The 21092-nt window shown below is 63.2% G+C and carries 20 protein-coding genes and 1 other RNA gene; 10 read left to right on the top strand and 11 right to left on the bottom strand.

The window, feature by feature from the left end; all coding sequences use genetic code 11:
- Position 1: 1 nt before the first annotated feature.
- The 3 genes from ubiH to VCJ09_RS23090 are packed head-to-tail and all read right to left on the bottom strand — an operon-like array spanning position 2 to position 3117.
- Positions 2–1189, bottom strand: coding sequence for a 2-octaprenyl-6-methoxyphenyl hydroxylase (ubiH, locus tag VCJ09_RS23080; protein ID WP_324732335.1), 1188 nt, complete (start codon positions 1187–1189; stop codon positions 2–4).
- 4 nt (positions 1190–1193) lie between these two features.
- Entirely contained in the window at positions 1194–2528 is a 1335-nt protein-coding gene (gene pepP / locus VCJ09_RS23085; RefSeq protein WP_324732336.1) for a Xaa-Pro aminopeptidase, read from the bottom strand.
- A gap of 34 nt (positions 2529–2562) precedes the next feature.
- Complete coding sequence (locus tag VCJ09_RS23090) at positions 2563–3117, bottom strand: YecA/YgfB family protein (protein ID WP_324732337.1); 555 nt, start codon at positions 3115–3117, stop codon at positions 2563–2565.
- 156 nt (positions 3118–3273) lie between these two features.
- Between VCJ09_RS23090 and VCJ09_RS23095 the strand changes: the two genes are divergently transcribed.
- The 4 genes from VCJ09_RS23095 (at position 3274) to VCJ09_RS23110 (ending at position 4667) form a co-directional block, all read left to right on the top strand.
- Positions 3274–3483, top strand: a complete 210-nt coding sequence (locus VCJ09_RS23095) for a TIGR02449 family protein (protein ID WP_079203781.1) — start codon at positions 3274–3276, stop codon at positions 3481–3483.
- Positions 3480–3809 (top strand): cell division protein ZapA, encoded by a 330-nt coding sequence (locus VCJ09_RS23100; protein ID WP_324732338.1) that lies wholly within the window; start codon positions 3480–3482, stop codon positions 3807–3809. Before VCJ09_RS23095 ends, VCJ09_RS23100 begins: the two co-directional genes overlap by 4 nt.
- A gap of 33 nt (positions 3810–3842) precedes the next feature.
- A non-coding RNA gene (ssrS, locus tag VCJ09_RS23105) (6S RNA) lies at positions 3843–4021 on the top strand.
- Positions 4022–4070: 49 nt separating this feature from the next.
- Positions 4071–4667, top strand: coding sequence for a 5-formyltetrahydrofolate cyclo-ligase (locus tag VCJ09_RS23110; protein WP_324732339.1), 597 nt, complete (start codon positions 4071–4073; stop codon positions 4665–4667).
- Between the two features lie 54 nt (positions 4668–4721).
- Here VCJ09_RS23110 and VCJ09_RS23115 read toward each other — a convergent pair whose 3' ends face one another.
- Positions 4722–4853: a hypothetical protein gene (locus VCJ09_RS23115; protein WP_324732340.1), complete on the bottom strand. Its 132-nt coding sequence runs from the start codon at positions 4851–4853 to the stop codon at positions 4722–4724.
- Positions 4854–5051: 198 nt separating this feature from the next.
- Here VCJ09_RS23115 and VCJ09_RS23120 point away from each other — a divergent pair, with 198 nt between their 5' ends.
- Entirely contained in the window at positions 5052–5501 is a 450-nt protein-coding gene (locus VCJ09_RS23120) for an EVE domain-containing protein (RefSeq protein WP_324732341.1), read from the top strand.
- On the opposite strand, the gene VCJ09_RS23125 is transcribed toward VCJ09_RS23120, so the two are convergent.
- Positions 5461–5760 carry a hypothetical protein gene (locus VCJ09_RS23125; protein WP_324732342.1) on the bottom strand — a complete coding sequence of 100 codons (300 nt, stop codon included), beginning with the start codon at positions 5758–5760 and terminating at the stop codon, positions 5461–5463. The two genes, VCJ09_RS23120 and VCJ09_RS23125, sit on opposite strands and share 41 nt — an antisense overlap.
- Positions 5761–6032: 272 nt before the next feature.
- Here VCJ09_RS23125 and VCJ09_RS23130 point away from each other — a divergent pair, with 272 nt between their 5' ends.
- The 3 genes from VCJ09_RS23130 to VCJ09_RS23140 are packed head-to-tail and all read left to right on the top strand — an operon-like array spanning position 6033 to position 10974.
- Positions 6033–7103, top strand: a complete 1071-nt coding sequence (locus VCJ09_RS23130) for an HlyD family secretion protein (RefSeq protein ID WP_407693055.1) — start codon at positions 6033–6035, stop codon at positions 7101–7103.
- A complete protein-coding gene (gene rbbA, locus VCJ09_RS23135; protein WP_324732344.1) occupies positions 7100–9850 on the top strand; it encodes a ribosome-associated ATPase/putative transporter RbbA in 2751 nt (916 codons plus the stop codon). The genes VCJ09_RS23130 and rbbA overlap by 4 nt, the downstream gene beginning before the upstream one ends.
- Positions 9850–10974, top strand: a complete 1125-nt coding sequence (locus tag VCJ09_RS23140; protein WP_324732345.1) for an ABC transporter permease — start codon at positions 9850–9852, stop codon at positions 10972–10974. Before rbbA ends, VCJ09_RS23140 begins: the two co-directional genes overlap by 1 nt.
- A gap of 30 nt (positions 10975–11004) precedes the next feature.
- Here the strand turns inward: VCJ09_RS23140 and VCJ09_RS23145 are convergent, their stop codons facing one another.
- Positions 11005–11418 (bottom strand): flagellar basal body-associated protein FliL, encoded by a 414-nt coding sequence (locus VCJ09_RS23145; RefSeq protein ID WP_324732346.1) that lies wholly within the window; start codon positions 11416–11418, stop codon positions 11005–11007.
- Positions 11419–11595: 177 nt separating this feature from the next.
- On the opposite strand from VCJ09_RS23145, the gene VCJ09_RS23150 reads away from it, so the two are divergent.
- Complete coding sequence (locus tag VCJ09_RS23150; RefSeq protein WP_324732347.1) at positions 11596–12573, top strand: NADPH:quinone oxidoreductase family protein; 978 nt, start codon at positions 11596–11598, stop codon at positions 12571–12573.
- Positions 12574–12647: 74 nt separating this feature from the next.
- Here the strand turns inward: VCJ09_RS23150 and VCJ09_RS23155 are convergent, their stop codons facing one another.
- From VCJ09_RS23155 to trxA, 4 genes are all read right to left on the bottom strand, one after another.
- Positions 12648–13616 (bottom strand): CDP-6-deoxy-delta-3,4-glucoseen reductase, encoded by a 969-nt coding sequence (locus VCJ09_RS23155; protein ID WP_324732348.1) that lies wholly within the window; start codon positions 13614–13616, stop codon positions 12648–12650.
- Between the two features lie 100 nt (positions 13617–13716).
- Entirely contained in the window at positions 13717–15183 is a 1467-nt protein-coding gene (ubiD, locus tag VCJ09_RS23160; RefSeq protein WP_079203788.1) for a 4-hydroxy-3-polyprenylbenzoate decarboxylase, read from the bottom strand.
- 130 nt (positions 15184–15313) lie between these two features.
- A complete protein-coding gene (gene rho / locus VCJ09_RS23165; RefSeq protein WP_079203789.1) occupies positions 15314–16573 on the bottom strand; it encodes a transcription termination factor Rho in 1260 nt (419 codons plus the stop codon).
- Positions 16574–16818: 245 nt separating this feature from the next.
- The gene (gene trxA / locus VCJ09_RS23170; protein WP_079203790.1) at positions 16819–17145 is read right to left on the bottom strand and encodes a thioredoxin TrxA; all 327 of its coding nucleotides are present in this window, start codon (positions 17143–17145) and stop codon (positions 16819–16821) included.
- 234 nt (positions 17146–17379) lie between these two features.
- On the opposite strand from trxA, the gene ppx reads away from it, so the two are divergent.
- Positions 17380–18882, top strand: coding sequence for an exopolyphosphatase (gene ppx / locus VCJ09_RS23175; protein ID WP_324732349.1), 1503 nt, complete (start codon positions 17380–17382; stop codon positions 18880–18882).
- Here the strand turns inward: ppx and ppk1 are convergent.
- Positions 18869–21079 (bottom strand): polyphosphate kinase 1, encoded by a 2211-nt coding sequence (gene ppk1, locus VCJ09_RS23180; protein WP_324732350.1) that lies wholly within the window; start codon positions 21077–21079, stop codon positions 18869–18871. The two genes, ppx and ppk1, sit on opposite strands and share 14 nt — an antisense overlap.
- Positions 21080–21092: the final 13 nt, after the last annotated feature.

The raw sequence follows: 21092 nt of genomic DNA on the forward strand, positions 1-21092 counted from the left end.
CCTAGCGCTCCATACGGGTGCCCAGGCCCATGGCCTGGCGGGCAAACCAGCGTTTGGCCGGTGGCAGCAGATCCAGGCCCAGCAGGCCCAGGCCGCGCCCGGCGGCCAGCAGCGGCTCGCCACTACTGAACAGGCGAGTGACCTGATCGGAAAAGCCCACGGTCAATTGCTGGTCGACCCGCTGCCGTTGCAGATAACCCTGCAAGGTGGCCAGATCGCCCAGCGGCGCACTGCTGGCCAGTAGCGTCTCGGCCAACGCCAGGGTATCGCGCAGGGACAGGTTATAGCCCTGCCCGGCAATCGGATGCAGGCTGTGCGCGGCATTGCCGAGCACCACCAGATGGGAGCGCACCTGCTCTTCGGCCGCGGTCAGTGCCAGCGGGTACAGATGCCGCGCACCGACCTGGCGCAAGGCGCCGAGACGATAACCGAAGGCCTGCTGCAATTCCTCGAGAAAGCCTGCCTCATCCAGCCGCAGCAAGCGTTCGGCGTCTGCCGTTGAGCGAGTCCAGACCAGCGCACAGCGCTTGTCCGCCAGCGGCAACATGGCCATCGGCCCGTCTGCGGTGAAGCGCTCGAAGGCCTGCCCCTGGTGATCGTCCTGCGGACTGATATTGGCAATCAACGCACTCTGGCCGTAGGGCCTGTGGCTGACGCCTATGCCCAACTGTTCGCGCAAGCCGGAGCGGCCACCATCGGCCAGAATCGCCAGATCGCACTCCAGGCTGGACTCATCATCCAGGGTCAGTCGATAACCCTTCTCCAGCGCATCCAGGCGAGTCACCTGCGCCGGGGTGCGCCAACTGACCACCTGTTGATCCAGGGCTTGCCACAGGCACTGGCCCAACCAGGCGTTTTCCACCACATAGCCCAGCGCCGGCACGCCCTCGTCCTTGGCGCTCAGGCGCGCCGCGGCAAAGCGGCCGCGATCGGAGACGTGGATCTGCAGTATCGGTTCGGCGCGCTCACTGATGGCCTGCCACAAGCCAAAGCGCTGGTAGATCAGCCGCGTACCGTAGGACAGCGCGGTAGATCGCGCATCGTAGCTCGGCTGATAGCCTTCGCCCGGCGCAAAAGGTTCGATCAGGCTGATCCGCCAGCCGCGCGCCTTGGCCTCGCCCTGCAGGGCCAGGGCCAGGCTGGCGCCGACCAGGCCGCCGCCGATGATTGCCAGATCGACTCGCTGCATGGTTTCAGGCCGCCACTGTGGGTGCGGCGGCCATCAGCGCCTCGATCTCGGCGACGGTTTTCGGCACGCCAAGGCTAAGCACCTCGCAACCGCTCTTGGTCACCACCACGTCATCTTCGATGCGCACACCGATGCCGCGCCATTTCTTCGCCACATTGGTGTTATTCACGGCGATGTAGATGCCCGGCTCGACGGTCATGGCCATGCCGACTTCCAGCACCCGCCACTCGCCACCGATCTTGTAGTCGCCGACATCGTGCACATCCATGCCCAGCCAGTGGCCGGCACGGTGCATGTAGAAGGGTTTGTAGGCCTCGGAGGCGATCAGTTCGTCGACCTCGCCGTGCAGCAAACCCAGTTCGACCAGGCCGGCGGTGATCACCCGCACCGTGGCTTCATGGGCTTCGTTCCAGTGCTTGCCGGGGCCGATATGCTTGAACGCCTCTTCGTTGGCCGCCAGCACCAACTCGTAGATGGCCTTCTGCTCGGGCGAAAACCTGCCGCTGACGGGAAAGCAGCGGGTGATGTCGCTGGCGTAGCAGTCGATCTCGCAACCGGCGTCGATCAGCACCAGATCACCGTCTTTGAGCGGCGCATCGTTCTCGTGGTAGTGCAGGATGCAGGCATTCTTGCCGGCCGCGACGATCGAGCCGTAGGCCGGCATCTTCGCCCCGCCCTTGCGGAATTCGTAGTCCAGTTCGGCTTCCAGGTGGAACTCATGCAGGCCGGCACGGCTGGCCTGCATGGCGCGCACATGGCCGCGCGCGGAAATCTGCGCGGCCTCCTTCATCACCTTGACCTCGTTGGTCGATTTGTACAGGCGCATGTCGTGCAGCAGGTGGTCGAGGGCGACGAACTCGTTGGGCGGCTGCGCACCTTGACGCGCCTTGGAGCGGATCACGTTGATCCACTCCATCAGGTGGCGGTCGAACTCCTGGTTGGTACCCATGGCGTAGTACACCCGCTCGCGGCCTTCGATCAGACCGGGAAGGATGTCGTCGATGTCGCCAATCGGGAAGGCATCGTCTGCACCATAGTGGCTGATCGCACCGTCCTGACCGGCGCGCAGGCCATCCCACAGCTCGCGCTCGGGAGAGCGCTCGCGGCAAAACAGCACGTATTCGCCATGTGCGCGGCCGGGAATCAGCGCGATCACCGCCTCCGGCTCGGGAAAGCCGGAGAGGTACTGGAAGTCGCTGTCCTGGCGGTAGACGTGCTCGACGTCGCGATTGCGAATATACACCGGCGCCGCCGGCAGAATGGCGATGCTGTTGGGTTCCATCTGCGCCATCAACGCCTTGCGTCGACGGACGTATTCCGACTTGGGGATGCTGATCATGGGCAGGCTGGATCCATTTCTAATGCGTAAAAAATCAGTGCAGCGACGGTTTGGCGGCCGCGGCTACAGGCTTGGTGCATTCACTGAACAGCAACAGCGGGGCCACCCGCAGGTATTCCATCACTTCCATGTAGTCGTTCTCGCCATCCTCCGACTCTTCCAGGGCGTTCTGCACCTGGGCAATGGCCGAGAGGTCCTGCAGCACCTCCATCGCCTCGGCGCTCAGGGCGTTCTCACGTGCGGTCAGGCCGAAGCCGCCGAGAAAACCCTGGCACCACTGGCCAATGGCCGCAGCACGCTCGCCCAGCGGCGCGTCATCGGACGGCAAGAGCAGCACCACCGTGACCTCGTCACCGCACAGCTCGCCCTTGACCATCTCCTGCAAGCCAAGCAGCGCCTGGCGCACGTTGTCTTGCGGGGCAGCGCCGAGCAGCTCGGCGGCATCCACCAGCCAGGCGTCGATATCGAAGCCGGCGCCGGCACAGCTGCGACCCAGCAGCAGGCCATGCAACTCGGCCGGGGAAACGGGATGACCGCTGTTGGCGAGCAGCGCAGCGAAAGCGGTATAAGGAGAACTTGAAGTCGGCATAGATCACTAGGCGCCAAGCGGCGCAATCACTAGAATGAAGGCCTCGTATCCTAGCACCGGCAGACGCGCCAAGACCATCCAAGGCCGGCGCAAGGTTTGACCTCTTCCAGGTACAAGCCTATATAGTCCGGTCAATCCTTGCCTTAGCGAGACCCCATGGAAGACGTCGACCTGCACGCCCTCACGACCAAGCTGGACCAACTGATTCAGCGCGTCGAGCAGCTCAAGGCCCGCAACCGGGTTCTCCTGGCACATGAACAGGCCTGGCGCGAGGAACGCTCCCATCTAATTGAAAAGAACGAAATGGCCCGACACAAGGTCGAATCCATGATTTCGCGCCTCAAAGCCCTGGAGCAGGACTCATGACCCAGTCGAATACCGTTACCGTCCATATTCTCGACAAAGAATATTGCATCGCCTGCCCGCCGGGCGAACACGCCAACCTGGAAAGCGCCGCGCGCTACCTGGACGGCAAGATGCGCGAGATCCGCAGCAGCGGCAAAGTCATCGGCGCCGACCGCATAGCGGTGATGGCCGCCCTGAACATCACCCACGATCTGCTGCACCAGCAGGACGACCTGGACAACCTGGGTCAGCAAACGACCTCGACCCGCGACCATGTGCGCGACCTGCTCGCACGCGTCGACCATGCCCTGGCCAGTGATGACGATGACAATGGCCAAGCTCGCTAATTACGGCGCAGTGGTTTCAGGTATACTGGCCGCTGCTCCCTGGAGTGTGCGCCAGTTGGTGATGTCCCTGAGCCGATACGCACAAACCCGGGGGTTGCATGTTGGGGCCGGTGTGCATGTCCGCCTGACGGAAAGCCTTAACGCCTCCTGCAACCTCCACCTTGAACTTTCGGGTTCAAGGGCTAAGCCGACAGCGGCACGTCGGGGAGTCTTTCTTTCACACCTGCGGCCCTCTGCCGGCAACAGGTGTCACGCCTGATCATGCTCGACTCAACCGACCTGACCCGCCCGCAATTACGCCGCCTGCTGCGGCAAAAGCGCCGTGCCCTCAGCCCTCAAGCGCAACGCCGAGCCGCCCGCCAGCTGTATCGACAGCTGGCGCAACACCCGTTGTTTCGGCGCGCCAGACACATCGCCCTGTACCTGCCCAGCAATGGCGAAATCGACCCCAGGCCGCTGTTACGCGCCGCTCAACGCCGTGGCAAAGCCACCTACCTGCCGGTACTCAACGCCTGGCCGCGCAGCAAAATGGTGTTTCAACGCGTGCGTCCGCACGAAATCATGCAACCCAATCGTTTCCGCATCCCCGAGCCCCGCCACAATCGTGCGCAGCAACGCAAGGTATGGGCGCTGGACCTGGTGCTCTTGCCACTGGTCGGCTTCGACCGCCACGGTGGACGCATCGGCATGGGCGGCGGCTTTTACGATCGCAGCCTGGCGTATCGCGCAGTGCGCAAAAAATGGCACAAACCGACCTTATTGGGCCTGGCGCATGAATGTCAGCAGGTAGATCGGCTGGCGCTGGCCAGCTGGGATGTGCCGCTCAAGGCGACGGTGACGGACAAGGCGTGGTACTGAGCGGCGTTGATGGCACCGCGATCCCTGCGGCACATGGCGGATCAAGCAAGCGGATCAAGGTTGCTGGGTGACACTCACGGGCGCCTCACCCTGGCGCTCCCATTGGCTCTGGGTGTAACCCGTAGTAACCACGCCCAGGCTGAACAGGACGACTAATACCCACAAAAGATCTGGTTTACGTTTCATTGGATGCCTCCCCCTTCGAGGCATGCTGCGCACGGTGGACCGGCGGCTTTATTTTTATCGGTCGCTCTAACTGTCTGGCGTAAAGGCCGGCATTGTCTGCCTACCGCCACAACCAAGCAATTTATGGCGCCAAACGGTCGCCGGCTGCGCGCACGACCATCAGCACGCAGCAAGGACCGATCTTACGGAGCAAAAATCATGCCTTATTGGCTGATGAAATCGGAACCCGACGAACTGTCGATCCACGACCTGCAGCGCCTCGGCCAAGCCCGCTGGGATGGCGTACGCAATTATCAGGCACGAAATTTTTTGCGCAGCATGCAGATTGGCGAGCAGCTGTTCTTTTATCACTCCAGCTGCCCCGAACCGGGCATCGCCGGCATCGCCCGCATCAGCAGCCTCGCCTATGCCGACCCGACGGCGCTGGACCCGCACAGCCATTACTTCGACGCCAAGGCCAGTAGTGAGAAAAATCCCTGGAGCGCGGTCGACGTGACCTTTGTCGAAATCTTCAGCCGGCTCATTCCACTGGCCGAACTGAAGGCGCAAAGCGCCTTGCTGGAACTGCCCCTGGTACACAGAGGTAGCCGTCTGTCGGTGATGCCGGTCAGTGCCGAACAATGGGCGGCAATCCTCGCGCGGCGTTGAGCGACCCCTGGCGCAGGGAACCAGCACTGCGCGACGACAGCAACGACTCTTCGCGGATCCAGCCCATGCGGCGTTGGCAGCAGCGCTCCTGAGCCTGGGCCTGGTCAGCCTGCTGCTCTGACAGCGGCGGCTGACCGCCCAGCAGGGGCGTGTCGCCGAACGCGTCGTCTACCAGGCGCACAGCCTTGTCCGGCAACGGGAAGCCAACCTGCACGATCAGGTCGCCGACCTGCGGCGCATCGCCCTGCAGTCGAATCACCGCGAGCGCATCTGGCTGGACGGCCCTGCAGCGCGGTCATCACCCAGCACCGATTAGTGGCTTGCCGATTGCGGCTGCCGGCGTCCCGATGCCCCGCAGAGCGGCCTGGCGGTTGACCTGTATCAAGGGCTAATACCCCCACCTGCCACATAATTGAAAATAGCTTGTTCGCCAGCATTCCGGCCCCGTGGCCCGGACGCGGCACTGCCCCGCTCGCCCCGGCGACATGCACGGCGCCCCCCTAGCCTGCCTTTGAGACACCATGGATGAATATGTCAAGCAGCCAGCATTGGATTTCCCGCATCGCTATTGCCTTGGTCATCGCCGCCGTCGCCGGCCTGCTCTGGTATGAGCTGCAGCCCGCTGGCCTGGCCGCAGGTTTCGCCAGCGGCAACGGGCGCATCGTGGCCACCGATGTCGATGTAGCGAGCAAGCTGGCCGGACGCATTGCCAGTATCGAGGTCGAGGAAGGCGAGTTCGTCCAGCCCGGACAAATCATCGCGCGCATGGACACCCAGGTGCTGCAAGCGCAATTGGCCCAGGCCCAGGCGCAGATGCGTCAGGCGCAAAACAGCCAGCTGACCGCCCGCGCCCAGGTCAGCCTGCGCGAGAGTGAGAAAGTCACCGCCGAAGCCATCGTCAGGCAGCGTCAGGCGGAAGTCTCGGCAGCAGATAAACGCCATGCCCGCAGCGCTATCCTGGTCAAGCGCAACGCCATGGCGCAGCAGCAACTGGATGACGACCTGGCACGCCTGCAAAGCGCCCGGGCGGCATTGGCCGCATCGCGCTCCCAGGTCATCTCCGCCCAGGCGGGAATTACCGCGGCACAGTCCCAAGTCATCGAAGCGCAGTCCGCCGTGGAGGCTGCCCAAGCCAGCGTGACGCGGCTGCAGATCGACATTGCCGACAGCCAGCTCAAGGCCCCGCGCGGCGGACGCGTGCAATACCGGGTGAGCGAGCCGGGCGAAGTCATAGGCGCGGGCGGCAAGGTACTCAACCTGGTGGACCTGAGCGACGTCTACATGACCTTCTTTCTCCCCGAGCGCCAAGCCGGACGGGTCGCCCTGGGGGCCGAAGTTCGCCTGGTCATCGATGCCGTGCCGCAGTATGTAATCCCGGCCAAGGTCAGCTATGTCGCCAGCGTCGCCCAGTTCACCCCAAAGACCGTGGAAACCGCCAGCGAGCGCGAGAAATTGATGTTCCGGGTCAAGGCGCGCATCGACCCTGACCTGCTGCGCCGCCACCTGGCTCAGGTCAAGACTGGCGTACCCGGCATGGCCTACCTGCGTCTCGACCCGCAGGTCGAATGGCCTGAGCATCTGGCGATCAAGGTTCCGCAGTGAGCGAGACGCCGACAGCCGTCGCCCGGCTGGACCAGGTCAGCTTGCGCTACGGCAAGACCTGCGCAGTGAATGCGGTGAGCCTGGAGATTCCAGCACAACGCATGGTTGGCCTGATCGGCCCGGACGGCGTCGGCAAATCCAGCCTGCTGGCGCTGATCGCCGGCGCACGAAAGATTCAGGATGGGCGGATCGAGGTGCTCGGCGGCGACATGGCAACACGCCGCCACCGCCGCCAGGTCTGCCCGCATATCGCCTATATGCCCCAGGGCCTGGGCAAGAACCTCTACCCGACGCTCTCGGTGCTCGAGAACCTGGAGTTTTTCGGCCGCCTGTTCGGCCAGGACCACGCCGAGCGCACCCGGCGCATCGACGACCTGCTCAGCAGCACCGGCCTGACCCCCTTTCGCGAGCGACCCGCGAGCAAGCTGTCCGGCGGTATGAAGCAAAAGCTCGGCCTGTGCTGCGCCTTGATCCACGACCCCGACCTGCTGATCCTCGACGAACCGACCACCGGCGTCGACCCGCTGTCACGCAACCAGTTCTGGGAACTGATCGCTCGTATCCGTAGCCAACGCCCGCAGATGAGTGTGCTGGTCGCCACCGCCTACATGGAGGAGGCCGAACGTTTCGACTGGCTGGTGGCCATGGATGCCGGTCAGGTGCTGGCCACCGGCACACCGCAAGAGCTGCGCGAGGCCAAGGGCTGCGCCACACTGGAAGACACCTTCATCGCCCTGCTACCGGAGGCAAGACGCCAGGGCCATCAGGCGCTGGTGATTCCACCCCGCACGCCGACTGCCAGGGGCGATGGAGCACCGCGTATTGCCATCGAAGCACGCGAGCTGACCTGTCGCTTCGGCGATTTCGTCGCCGTCGATCACGTCAACTTCCGTATCGAACGCGGGGAGATTTTCGGCTTCCTCGGCTCCAACGGCTGCGGCAAGTCCACCACCATGAAGGCCCTCACCGGCCTGCTTGAGACCAGCGAGGGCGAGGCCCTGCTGTTTGGCCAGACGGTGAATCCCAAGGACATGGCCACCCGCCGCCGGGTCGGCTATATGTCCCAGGCCTTCTCGCTGTATAGCGAACTGACGGTACGCCAGAACCTGGTGCTGCACGCTCAGTTGTTCCATGTACCGCGCCCCGAGATCGTCGAACGAGTGGCAGCGATGGCCGAGCGCTTCGACCTGCAGGGCGTGCTCGATATGCTGCCCGAGCGCCTGCCGCTGGGGGTGCGCCAACGCCTGTCACTGGCGGTCGCGGTGATCCACAAACCGGAAATCCTGATCCTCGACGAGCCCACCTCGGGCGTCGATCCGGTGGCCCGCGATGGCTTCTGGCAGCTGATGCTCGACCTGTCGCGCAACGATGGCGTGACCATCTTCATCTCCACCCACTTCATGAACGAGGCGCAACGCTGCGACCGCATTTCACTGATGCATGCCGGCAAGGTGCTGGCCAGCGACACGCCGCAACGCCTGATCGAGCGCCGCGGCCTGGCGACTCTGGAGGCGACCTTTATCGCCTACCTGGAAGAGGCGGCCAACGCCGGCCCGCACGCCGCCGCCAGCACACCGCTCAGCCCCGATGCGGCGCCACAACCAGCACGCAATCGGCGCCAACACTTCAGCCTGCGCCGCCTGTTCAGCTACGCCCGCCGGGAAACCCTGGAACTGTACCGCGATCCAATTCGCGGCAGCATGGCCCTGCTCGGCACCGCGCTGCTGCTGTTCATCATCGGCTACGGCATCAGTCTGGATGTGGAGGACCTGACCTTCGCCGTACTCGACCGCGACCAGACCACCACCAGCATGGACTACCGCCTCAACCTGTCCGGCTCGCGCTACTTTATCGAACAGCCGCCGCTGCAGGGCTACGACGACCTGGAACGGCGCATGCGCAGCGGAAAAATCAGCCTGGCGGTGGAAATTCCGCCGGATTTCGGCCGCGACCTCAAGCGCGGCGCCCGCCCACAGATCAGCATGTGGATCGACGGAGCCATGCCGACCCGTGCGGAAACCATCAAGGCTTACGTGCAAGGCGTGCACGGCGACTACCTGGCCAACCTCGCGCGCAGCTCGAGCCTGGCGCCGCCCGCCAGCCCCGCCGGCCTGGAAGTGCGCTACCGCTACAACCCGGACGTGGAAAGCCTCAAGGCCATGGTCCCGGCGGTCATTCCGCTGTTGCTCATGTTGATTCCGGCGATGCTCACCGCCCTTGGCGTGGTGCGCGAAAAAGAGCTGGGCTCGATCATCAACCTGTACGTCACGCCGGTGACGCGCCTGGAATTCCTGCTCGGCAAGCAGTTGCCCTACATCGCCCTGGGCATGCTCAACTTCATCCTGTTGCTGCTGTTGGCCGTGACCCTGTTCGATGTGCCGCTCAAGGGCAGCCTGGCAACCCTGCTGCTCGGCGGCCTGCTCTACATCACCTGCGCCACCGGCCTCGGCCTGCTGATCTCGATCTTTACCCGTAGCCAGATCGCCGCAGTCTTCGGTACCGCTATCGCCACCCTGCTGCCGGCCATCCAATTCTCCGGGTTGATCTACCCAGTCTCGTCCCTGGAGGGGGTCGGCGCGCTGATCGGCAACATCTACCCGACCTCGCACTTTCTGGTGATCAGCCGCGGCACCTTTTCCAAGGCCCTGGGTTTCGCCGATCTGTACACGGCGTTCGGCGCCCTGCTACTGACGATCCCGTTGCTGACCCTGCTCTGCGCAGGCTTCCTCAAGAAGCAGGAGGCCTGATGCGCAAGCTGGCCAATATCGCCCACCTCGGCCTCAAGGAATTTCGCAGCCTGCAACGCGATATCGCCCTGCTGCTGCTGATCGTCTGGGCCTTCAGCATCGGCGTGTACTCCTCCGCCACCAGCATGCCGGAGAGCCTGGCCCATGCCTCCATCGCCGTGGTCGATGAAGACCAGTCGCCACTGTCCGAGCGCCTGATCAACGCTTTCCAGCCACCTTATTTCCGCACCCCGGCGCGCATCGACCTGAGCCAGATGGACCGCGGCATGGATGCCGGGCTGTACACCTTCACCCTGAACATTCCGCCGAACTTCCAGCGCGACGTGCTGGCTGGCCACTCGCCGACAATCCAGCTCAACGTCGATGCCACCCAGGTCAGCCAAGCCTTTACCGGTGCCGGTTATATCCAGAGCATCGGCGCCAGCGAGGTTGCCGCGTTCGTTCGCCGCTACCGCGCCCCCGTGGCACAAAGTGCCGAGCTGGCGGTACGGGTGAAGTTCAACCCGAACTTGACCCGCGCCTGGTTCGGCTCGGTGATGGAAGTGATCAACCAGATCACCATGCTGTCGATCATCCTCACCGGCGCCGCGCTGATCCGCGAACGCGAGCACGGCACCATCGAACACTTGCTGGTGATGCCGGTCACGCCACTGGAGATCATGCTGGCCAAGGTCTGGTCGATGGGCCTGGTGGTGCTGGTGGCGAGCGCGCTGTCGCTGACCCTGGTGGTGCAGGGCTGGCTGCAGGTGCCAATCACCGGATCGCTCGGACTGTTCCTGTTCGGCGCGGCACTGCACCTGTTCGCCACTACCTCGATGGGCATCTTCTTCGGCACCGTAGCGCGCTCGATGCCGCAACTGGGGCTGCTGATCATCCTGGTGCTGATCCCGCTGCAGATACTGTCCGGTGGCACCACACCGCGCGAGAGCATGCCGGAGTTGGTGCAGCAGATCATGCTGGCCGCACCCACCACTCACTTCGTCAGCCTGGCCCAGGCGATTCTTTATCGCGGCGCCGGGCTAGCCATCGTCTGGCCGCAGCTCCTGGCCATCTTCGCCATCGGCACGCTGTTCTTCGCCGCAGCCCTGCTGCGCTTTCGCAAGACCTTGGCGCAGATGGCCTGAGACGACCACCCCCCGCCATGGCCAGCGCGCTTACTGGATGATCAGGTTGTTGAACAACAGGTCGTCCACCAGTGGCTGGCCTTCTTCCTGATTGAGCACATCCTGCACCTGCTTGAGCGCTTCCTGGCGCAGCACCTCTTTGCCGCCGGCCACCCCGATGCTCGCCTCGGTTTGCTGGGAAAACAGCATCACCAGCTGATTGCGAATCAGCGGCTCGTGGTGTTTGACCTTGGTCTCGGCTGCAGCGCCGCTGACCCGCAGCGCGATATCCGCCTTGAAAAACTTGAGCTTGGGCCCTGCACCGAAATTACCCACCAACGCCGGCACCAGGCTGACATAGGCAACCGCCGGCGGTGCGCCCTCTTCCGGCTCTTTCACCGCTTCCTCGGCAAATGCCATCACGGGCAGGGACAGGGCCAACAACAGTGCTATCCAGACTTTCACAGGGGGTATTCCTCCACAGGGCCGCCTAGCATAGCCATAGCTGGGCCGCAGCCCAAGCCCTGGCGCGCGTGAAATAGCCCGCATACTTATGCCGCGCCATCAGACACGACCATGCTCGTTGACCGAACGGCCCTCGCCTCTACACTGCAAAACCATCATCCGCAGAGGAAAAGCCCGATGAAAGCCATGCTGTGCAAAGCCTTCGGCCCCGCCGAAACCCTGGTACTGGAAGAAATCGCCAGCCCCGAAGCGAAGAACAACGAAATCCTGCTCGACGTGCACGCGGCTGGGGTCAACTTCCCCGACACCCTGATCATCGAGGGCAAATACCAGTTCAAGCCGCCCTTCCCCTTCTCCCCCGGTGGCGAAGCGGCGGGTGTGGTGACGGCAGTGGGCGGGAAGGTCAGTCACCTGCAAGTCGGGGACCGGGTAATGGCCCTGACCGGCTGGGGTAGCTTTGCCGAACAGGTCGCAGTTGCGGGCTACAACGTCATGCCGATCCCACCGAACATGGATTTCAGTACCGCCGCCGCCTTCGGCATGACCTATGGCACCTCGATGCACGCGCTCAAGCAGCGCGCCAACCTGCAGCCGGGAGAAACCCTGCTGGTACTCGGCGCCTCCGGTGGCGTCGGTCTGGCGGCGGTGGAAATCGGCAAGGCCATGGGCGCCAAGGTGATTGCCGCGGCGAGCAGCGCAGAGAAGCTGGCCGTGGCCAAGGCCGCTGGCGCCGACGAGCTGATCAACTACAGCGACAACAACCTGAAAGATGAAATCAAGCGCCTGACCGGCGGCAAGGGTGCCGACGTGATTTACGATCCGGTGGGTGGCGACCTGTTCGATCAGGCCATCCGCAGCATCGCCTGGAATGGCCGCCTGCTGGTGGTCGGCTTCGCCAGTGGGCGCATCCCCGAACTACCGGTCAACCTGGCTCTGCTCAAGGGTGCCGCCGTGGTCGGGGTGTTCTGGGGCTCTTTCGCCCAGCGCCAGCCGCAGGACAACGCCGCCAACTTCCAACAGCTGTTTGCCTGGCATGCCGAAGGCAAGCTCAAGCCGCTGGTCTCGCAAACCTTCCCGCTTGAGCAGGCCGCCCAAGCGATCGACACCCTCGGTCAGCGCAAGGCAGTGGGCAAGGTGGTGGTGCAGGTACGCTGAGCCTTCGGGTGGATGACGCTCTTTCTTTCATCCACCTCTAAGCCTGACGGTGGATCGGTGAAGCGCGCTCCACCCTACGCACGCGGCGCGTAGGCGAAAACGTCGGCGCGCATCTGCCGGGCATCCATGCCGGCTTCGACCAGCGCGTCCAGGGTCGCGTAGACCATGGTCGGCGAGCCACTGGCATACACATGCAATGGCTTGAGATCGGCGAAGTCCTCGCGCACCGCCTCGTGCAACAGCCCGCAACGACCCTGCCAGCCGCACTGATCGCTGACCACCTGGTGCAGAAACAGGTTCGGTAACGACTGCCACTCGACCCAGCAGGGCAGCTCATAGAAATCTTCCGGCCGCCGCGCGCCCCAGTACAGATGTACGGGGTGGGGGAAGCCGGCCGCGCGGCAGTGCTCGATCAGGCTGCGCATCTGCGCCATGCCGGTACCGGCGGCGATCAACACCAACGGGCCGTCCGGCAACTCGGCCAGATGGGTGTCGCCAAACGGCACCTGTATCCGCGCGAAGCCCTGTCCGCGCAGGTGCTCGATGACCGCGATACTGGACGGGTCACGCGCCAGAATATGCAACTCCAGCTCACGCCCGGACTGCGGCGCCGACGCCAGGGAAAAGGCGGCGTACTCGCCCTCCGCCCGCTGCAGTAGCAGATACTGGCCGGCGTGATAACGCGGCAACTTGCCAGCCGGTGCACGCAGGCGTACCCGGAACACGTCGCCACCGGCGTCGTGGCATTCGATCAGCTGGCAGTTCAACTCGCGCACCGGCAGTTCGCCAGGGGCCAGCACACCATCCCAGAGCAGCACACACTCCTGCTCGGGCTCGGCTAGGCAGGCGAACACCTCGCCATGCTCATGGGTTTGGCCTGCCTGACGCACCCGACCGTTGACCAGCAGGGCCGCACAAATATGACAGTTGCCATTGCGACAGCTCTGCGGGCAGTCGTAACCGAGCCGGCGCGCCGCATCGAGAATGCGCTCGCCACGTTCGACGTCGAGTACGGCACCTGAGGGTTGCAGGGTAACTTTCATAGCGTTTTCAATCCAAAGCACACACCCGCGGCCTGGCCCGGGTTGCGCACGCATTGCAGTAAACGCGGCCGCAGCCGCACAGATATCCAGCCACGGTGCATCAGTCGATCCCCAACTGCGCCCATAGATCGTCGACCCGACGCTTGACCGCCTCATCCTGAACGATCGCCCGACCCCATTCGCGGCTGGTTTCACCCGGCCATTTGTGGGTGGCGTCCAGACCCATTTTGCTACCTAGACCGGAGATCGGCGAGGCGAAATCCAGGTAATCAATCGGGGTGTTTTCGATCAACACGGTATCGCGCTTGGGATCCATGCGCGTGGTGATGGCCCAGATCACATCATTCCAGTCGCGTGCATTGATGTCGTCGTCGGTGACTATGACGAACTTGGTGTACATGAACTGTCGCAAAAACGACCAGACGCCGAGCATTACCCGCTTGGCGTGTCCGGGGTACTGTTTCTTGATGGTCACCACCGCCATGCGGTACGAGCAGCCTTCGGGCGGCAGGTAGAAGTCGGTGATTTCCGGGAACTGCTTCTGCAGGATCGGCACGAACACTTCATTCAGCGCCACCCCGAGGATCGCCGGCTCATCCGGCGGCCGCCCGGTGTAGGTGCTGTGGTAGATCGGCTTCTGCCGGCGGGTGATGCGCTCGACGGTGAACACCGGGAAGCGGTCCACCTCGTTGTAGTAACCGGTGTGGTCGCCATAGGGACCTTCATCGGCCATCTCGCCGGGATGAATCACCCCTTCGAGGACGATCTCGGCGCTGGCCGGCACCTGCAGCTCACTGCCTCGGCACTTCACCAACTCGGTGCGGTGGCCGCGCAACAACCCGGCGAAGGCATATTCGGACAGGCTATCCGGCACCGGGGTAACCGCACCGAGGATGGTCGCCGGATCGGCGCCCAGGGCCACGGCTACCGGATAAGGCCGATCCGGGTACTTCTCGCACCAGTCACGGAAATCCAGAGCACCGCCGCGATGGCTGAGCCAGCGCATGATCAGCTTGTTGCGGCCGATCACCTGCTGGCGATAAATGCCGAGGTTCTGCCGTTCCTTGTTCGGCCCCTTGGTGATGGTCAGGCCCCAGGTGATCAGCGGACCGACATCGCCCGGCCAGCAGGTCTGCACCGGCAACTTGCCGAGGTCGACGTCATCGCCCTCCTCGATCACTTCCTGGCAGGGCGCGTCTTTCAGCACCTTGGGCGCCATAGCCAGCACCTTCCTGAAGATCGGCAGCTTCGACCAGGCGTCTTTCAGGCCTTTCGGCGGCTCGGGCTCCTTCAGGAACGCCAGCAACTTGCCGATCTCGCGCAACTCGCTGACCTCTTCCGCGCCCATGCCCAGGGCCACCCGCTTGGGCGTGCCGAACAGATTGCCGAGTACCGGCATGTCGAAGCCCGTGGGGTTTTCGAACAGCAGCGCCGGGCCGCCCTTGCGCAGGGTGCGGTCGCAGATTTCGGTCATTTCCAGCACGGGAGAAACCGGCGTCTGGATGCGTTTGAGTTCGCCGCGCTGTTCCAGTCCGCGGATAAAGTCGCGCAGGTCGCGATACTGCATGCAGGAGCCTCGTGTCGGGCATACCAGTCGGGGCGCAAAGTTTAGCGCCGAACTGGGTTATTCAGAAGGATTGGCAGTGCGCAGACACACAAAAGCCGGGTTTCCCCGGCCTCTGCGAGACTCGCGCGACTTACTTGCGACGCATCGACAGGAAGAACTCTTCGTTGGTCTTGGTCGCTTTCAGCTTGTCGATGAGGAACTCGATGGCGGCGACTTCGTCCATCGGGTGCAGCAGTTTGCGCAGGATCCACATGCGCTGCAACTCGTCTTCGGCGGTCAGCAACTCTTCGCGGCGGGTGCCCGAGCGGTTGATGTTGATCGCCGGGAACACGCGCTTCTCGGCGATGCGACGATCCAACGGCAGCTCCATGTTGCCAGTGCCTTTGAATTCCTCGTAGATCACCTCGTCCATCTTCGAGCCGGTTTCCACCAGCGCGGTGGCGATGATGGTCAGCGAGCCGCCTTCCTCGATGTTACGCGCCGCGCCGAAGAAACGCTTTGGCTTCTCCAGGGCGTGGGCGTCGACACCACCGGTGAGGACCTTGCCGGAGCTCGGGATCACGGTGTTGTAGGCGCGCGCCAGACGGGTGATGGAGTCGAGCAGGATGACCACATCCTTCTTGTGTTCGACCAGGCGCTTGGCCTTTTCGATCACCATCTCGGCAACCTGCACGTGGCGGGTTGGCGGCTCGTCGAAGGTAGAAGCGACCACTTCGCCGCGCACGGTGCGTTGCATTTCGGTCACTTCTTCCGGGCGCTCGTCGATCAGCAAGACGATCAGGTGGCACTCGGGATTGTTGCGCGCGATGTTCGCCGCGATGTTCTGCAGCATGATGGTCTTGCCGGCTTTCGGCGGCGCCACGATCAGGCCGCGCTGGCCCTTGCCGATCGGCGCGCAGAGGTCGATCACCCGACCGGTGATGTCCTCGGTGGAGCCGTTGCCGGCTTCCATGATCAGGCGCTTGGTGGGGAACAACGGCGTCAGGTTCTCGAACAGAATCTTGTTCTTGGCGTTCTCTGGGCGATCGTAGTTGATCGTATCGACCTTGAGCAGCGCGAAGTAACGCTCGCCTTCTTTCGGCGGGCGGATCTTGCCGACGATGGTATCGCCAGTACGCAGGTTGAAGCGGCGGATCTGGCTCGGCGACACGTAAATGTCATCGGGGCCGGCGAGATACGAGGCATCCGCGGAGCGGAGGAAGCCGAAACCGTCCTGGAGAATCTCCAGCACGCCATCACCGGAGATTTCCTCACCGCTTTTAGCGTGTTTTTTCAACAGCGAGAAAATCACGTCCTGCTTGCGCGAACGGGCCATGTTTTCCAGGCCCTGTTGTTCGGCGAGTTCCAGCAGTTCGGTGATCGGCTTTTGCTTGAGTTCGGTCAGATTCATAGGAATGACGTAATCATGAAGGAGGGGAAATAAGCTATTCAGCTTGGGAGGCCGCGCCGCTAAAAGGCGATTGGATCGCCAGCGTGTATCGAAGGTATTCGCGTAGGAATCCGTCGGCGACGGCTTGCAGGGGGCTGCATAGGAAATACAGCGAGGCCGAATGTAACACCGGTTTTAGCGGCACGTCCAGCACTCAGACAGAAAAAAGCCCCACCATATGCGGGGCTTCTTCATCACGAGCTGGCTCAGATGTTGCTGTCGAGGAAAGCCGCCAGCTGCGACTTCGACAACGCGCCAACCTTGGTGGCCTCGACATTGCCGTTCTTGAACAGCATCAGCGTCGGAATGCCACGCACGCCGTACTTCGGCGGGGTGTCCTGATTTTCGTCGATGTTCAGCTTGCAGACTTTCAGCTTGCCTTGGTAGGTCTGGGCGATTTCGTCCAGGACCGGAGCAATCATCTTGCACGGGCCGCACCACTCAGCCCAGTAGTCAACCAGCACCGGACCTTCGGCCTGGATCACATCCTGATCGAAACTGGCGTCGCTGACATTGGTGATGAATTCGCTCATGGAAAATCTCCGTGTTCGGAAGCAAAAATTGGTCGCCATCATAGCCCGCCTTTCCCGACACAGGAAGGCGAACGCCATTGAGACTATCTATAGGCCTTGGCAAAGAACCGCGCAACTCCAGCCGTAAACAACGGACCCTCCAGCCCAAGACAACAGCCTGCGACATCAGTATGCGTTGGCGTGCCCCACCTATCGTGGCACGATGGCGGCGTACCGCATTGAGAAAGCCCCATCATGCCGCATACCCCTGCAGAGTCATTTCCCTTGATTGCAGCCATCGACCTGGGCTCCAACAGCTTCCACATGGTCTTGGCCAAGGCCGATCACGGCGAGCTGCGCATCCTCGAACGCCTGGGTGACAAGGTGCAGCTGGCCGCCGGCATCGACGAGCGGCGCCTGCTCAACGAGGAAGCCATGCAACGCGGCCTCGAGTGCCTGCGCCGTTTCGCCCAACTGACCGCCAGCCTGCCGGAGGGTGCGGTGCGCATCGTCGGCACCAATGCCCTGCGCGAGGCGCACAACCGCGGCGAATTCATCCGTCGCGCCGAGGAAATCCTCGGCCATCCGGTCGAAGTCATCTCCGGCCGCGAAGAAGCGCGACTGATCTACCTCGGCGTGTCCCACAGCATCGCCGACACCCCGGGCAAGCGCCTGGTTACCGATATCGGTGGCGGCAGTACCGAATTCATTATTGGCCAGCGCTTCGAGCCGTTGCTGCGCGAGAGCCTGCAGATGGGCTGCGTGAGCTACACCCAGCGCTACTTCAAGGACGGCAAAATCACCCCGGCCCGCTACGCCCAGGCCTATACCGCGGCACGCCTGGAGATAATGGGTATCGAGCACGCCCTGCACCGGCTCGGCTGGCAGGAAGCGGTCGGCGCGTCCGGCACCATCAAGGCCATAGGCCTGGCGATCCAGGCCGCTGGGCTGGGCACCGGCGAGATCAACCCGGAAGGTCTGGCCTGGCTCAAGCGCAAGGTGTTCAAGCTCGGCGACGTGGAGAAACTCGACCTCGGCGGTATCAAACCGGATCGACGCGGGATATTCCCCGCCGGCCTGGCCATTCTCGAAGCGATTTTCGATGCCTGCGAGATCGAGCGCATGTCGCACTCCGAAGGCGCCCTGCGCGAAGGCGTGCTCTACGACCTGCTCGGCCGCCATCACCACGAAGATGTACGCCAGCGCACCCTGAGCGCGCTGATGGAGCGCTACCACGTCGATCTGGAGCAAGCCGCCCGGGTCGAGCACAAGGCCCTGGAAGCACTCGATCAAGTGGCCGATAGCTGGGAACTGGGCGACGAATGGCACCGCGAACTGTTGATCTGGGCCGCACGGGTGCATGAACTTGGCCTGGACATTGCCCACTACCAGTATCACAAGCACGGCGCCTACCTGATCGAGCACTCCGACCTGGCCGGGTTCTCACGCATGGATCAGCAGATGCTCGCACTGCTGGTACGCGGTCACCGGCGCAATATTCCTAAAGACAAGCTTGGCGAGTTTGGCGATGAAGGCATCAAGCTGATCCGCCTGTGCGTACTGCTGCGTTTCGCCATCCTCTTCCATCACATCCGCGGCACCCATGAGATGCCGCAGGTGCAACTGCGGGCAGCGGCGCAAAGCCTGGAGATTCGCTTCCCGAAGGACTGGCTGGCGAGCAATCCGTTGACCCAGGCGGACTTCATTCAGGAAGCCGAGTGGCTCAAACGCACCGGTATCGAACTCAGCGTGCGCTGACCAACGGCACCGTCAGCTTTTCCAGCAGCCCGGCCTGCGCGCTGCGCGGGTTCTGGTTGCCGGTTGGGCTGCTACGCAGGTAGCGTCCGTCCGACTGCAGCACCCAGCTCTGGGTGTTATCGGCCAGGTAAGCCTCCAGCTCCTTCTTCACCCGCATGATCAGCTTCTTGCCTTCCACCGGGAAACAGCTCTCGACCCGTTTGTCCAGATTGCGCTCCATCCAGTCGGCGCTGGACAGGTAAATCTTTTCCTCACCTTCGTTGAGAAAGTAGAACACCCGCGTGTGCTCGAGGAAGCGGCCGATGATCGAGCGCACGTGGATATTGTGCGACACACCCGGAATACCCGGACGCAAGCAACACATGCCACGCACCACCAGGTCGATACGCACCCCGGTCTGGCTGGCCTTGTACAGCGCGCGAATGATCTTCGCATCGGTCAGCGAGTTGAACTTGGCGATGATGTGCGCCGGCTTGCCCTCGTTGGCCGCGGCGGTTTCCTTGGCGATCAGCTCAAGCAGGGTTTTTTTCAGGGTGAAGGGCGCATGCAGCAGTTTCTTCATGCGCAGGGTCTTGCCCATGCCGATCAGCTGACTGAACATCTTCGCCACATCCTCGCCCAGCGCCACATCGGCGGTGAGCAGGCTGTAGTCGGTGTACAGCTTGGCGTTGCCGGCGTGGTAGTTGCCGGTCCCCATGTGCGCGTAGCGGACAATCTCACCACTCTCGCGGCGCAGGATCAGCATCATCTTGGCGTGGGTTTTGAAACCGACCACCCCGTAGATCACCACCGCACCGGCCGCCTGCAGGCGGCTGGCCAGGGCCAGGTTGGACTCCTCGTCGAAGCGCGCGCGCAGCTCGATCACCGCGGTGACTTCCTTGCCGTTACGCGCGGCCTCGACCAGCGCATCGACGATTTCCGAGTTGGCGCCGCTACGGTACAGGGTCTGCTTGATCGCCAGCACGTGCGGGTCTTTCGCCGCCTGGCGCAGCAGATCGACCACCGGGGTAAAGGACTCGAACGGGTGCAGCAGGAGAATGTCCTGCTTGCTGATCACGCTGAAGATGTTGTCGCTGTTTTGCAGCAGTTTGGGGATTACCGGGGTGAACGGCGGGTATTGCAGCTCCGGGTGACTGGCCAGGCCGGTGATGCTGAACAGGCGGGTCAGGTTGACCGGGCCACTGACCCGGTACAATTCACTCTCGCTCAGGCTGAATTGCTTGAGCAGGTAATCCAGCAGCGGCCGCGGGCAGGTGTCGACCACCTCAAGACGCACCGCATCGCCGTAACGCCGCGAGAACAGCTCGCCGCGCAAGGCGCGAGCCAGGTCCTCGACGTCTTCGGTGTCCACCGACAGGTCGGCGTTACGGGTCAGGCGGAACTGGTAGCAGCCCTTGACCTTCATGCCCTGAAACAAATCGTCGGCATGCGCGTGGATCATCGAGGAGAGGAATACGTAGTTGTCGCCGAGGCCGCCGACATCCTCCGGCACCTTGATGATCCGCGGCAGCAGGCGCGGCGCCGGGATGATCGCCAGGCCCGAATCGCGACCGAAGGCGTCGATGCCTTCCAGCTCGACGATGAAGTTCAGGCTCTTGTTCACCAGCAAGGGAAACGGGTGAGTCGGGTCCAGGCCGATCGGCGTGATGATCGGCGCGATCTCGTCGCGAAAGTAGCGACGCACCCAGGCCTTCAACTTGGTGTTCCAGTGACGCCGGCGGATAAAGCGCACCTGGTGCTTTTCCAGCGCCGGCAGCAGGGTGTCATTGAGAATCGCGTACTGCCGGCTGATCTGTTCGTGCGCCAGCTCGGAAATCCGCGCCAGCGCCTGATGCGGCTGCAAGCCATCGGCAGCGGCCTGTTCGCGGGCGAAGTTGATCTGTTTCTTCAAGCCGGCGACACGGATCTCGAAGAACTCATCCAGGTTGCTGGAGAAAATCAGCAGAAATTTCAGCCGTTCCAGCAACGGGTGGGACTCATCCAGCGCCTGTTCCAGCACGCGGATATTGAATTGCAGCTGCGACAACTCGCGGTGGATATACAGGCTGCTGTCGTCCAGGCTTGGCACCACCATGGGCGGTGCTGGCGTGGGCGCAGGCGCCGGCGTGTCGAGCGGCGGCAGGATTTCCGCTGGCAGTTCGGCGACGACCGCTTCGGCAGTCTGCAACTCGCTCGGGGTGAGTCCTTCGGTGGTCATTGGATCGTCCTGC

Source organism: Pseudomonas paeninsulae, assembly GCF_035621475.1.
In the GTDB taxonomy this organism is placed as follows: domain Bacteria; phylum Pseudomonadota; class Gammaproteobacteria; order Pseudomonadales; family Pseudomonadaceae; genus Aquipseudomonas; species Aquipseudomonas paeninsulae.

Coding starts and splice junctions, on each gene's coding strand:
- ubiH (WP_324732335.1), bottom strand. CDS start 1,189: ATGCAGCGAGTCGATCTGGCAATCATCGGCGGCGGCCTGGTCGGCGCC.
- pepP (WP_324732336.1), bottom strand. CDS start 2,528: ATGATCAGCATCCCCAAGTCGGAATACGTCCGTCGACGCAAGGCGTTG.
- VCJ09_RS23090 (WP_324732337.1), bottom strand. CDS start 3,117: ATGCCGACTTCAAGTTCTCCTTATACCGCTTTCGCTGCGCTGCTCGCC.
- VCJ09_RS23095 (WP_079203781.1), top strand. CDS start 3,274: ATGGAAGACGTCGACCTGCACGCCCTCACGACCAAGCTGGACCAACTG.
- VCJ09_RS23100 (WP_324732338.1), top strand. CDS start 3,480: ATGACCCAGTCGAATACCGTTACCGTCCATATTCTCGACAAAGAATAT.
- VCJ09_RS23110 (WP_324732339.1), top strand. CDS start 4,071: ATGCTCGACTCAACCGACCTGACCCGCCCGCAATTACGCCGCCTGCTG.
- VCJ09_RS23115 (WP_324732340.1), bottom strand. CDS start 4,853: ATGAAACGTAAACCAGATCTTTTGTGGGTATTAGTCGTCCTGTTCAGC.
- VCJ09_RS23120 (WP_324732341.1), top strand. CDS start 5,052: ATGCCTTATTGGCTGATGAAATCGGAACCCGACGAACTGTCGATCCAC.
- VCJ09_RS23130 (WP_407693055.1), top strand. CDS start 6,033: ATGTCAAGCAGCCAGCATTGGATTTCCCGCATCGCTATTGCCTTGGTC.
- VCJ09_RS23140 (WP_324732345.1), top strand. CDS start 9,850: ATGCGCAAGCTGGCCAATATCGCCCACCTCGGCCTCAAGGAATTTCGC.
- VCJ09_RS23150 (WP_324732347.1), top strand. CDS start 11,596: ATGAAAGCCATGCTGTGCAAAGCCTTCGGCCCCGCCGAAACCCTGGTA.
- VCJ09_RS23155 (WP_324732348.1), bottom strand. CDS start 13,616: ATGAAAGTTACCCTGCAACCCTCAGGTGCCGTACTCGACGTCGAACGT.
- ubiD (WP_079203788.1), bottom strand. CDS start 15,183: ATGCAGTATCGCGACCTGCGCGACTTTATCCGCGGACTGGAACAGCGC.
- rho (WP_079203789.1), bottom strand. CDS start 16,573: ATGAATCTGACCGAACTCAAGCAAAAGCCGATCACCGAACTGCTGGAA.
- trxA (WP_079203790.1), bottom strand. CDS start 17,145: ATGAGCGAATTCATCACCAATGTCAGCGACGCCAGTTTCGATCAGGAT.
- ppx (WP_324732349.1), top strand. CDS start 17,380: ATGCCGCATACCCCTGCAGAGTCATTTCCCTTGATTGCAGCCATCGAC.
- ppk1 (WP_324732350.1), bottom strand. CDS start 21,079: ATGACCACCGAAGGACTCACCCCGAGCGAGTTGCAGACTGCCGAAGCG.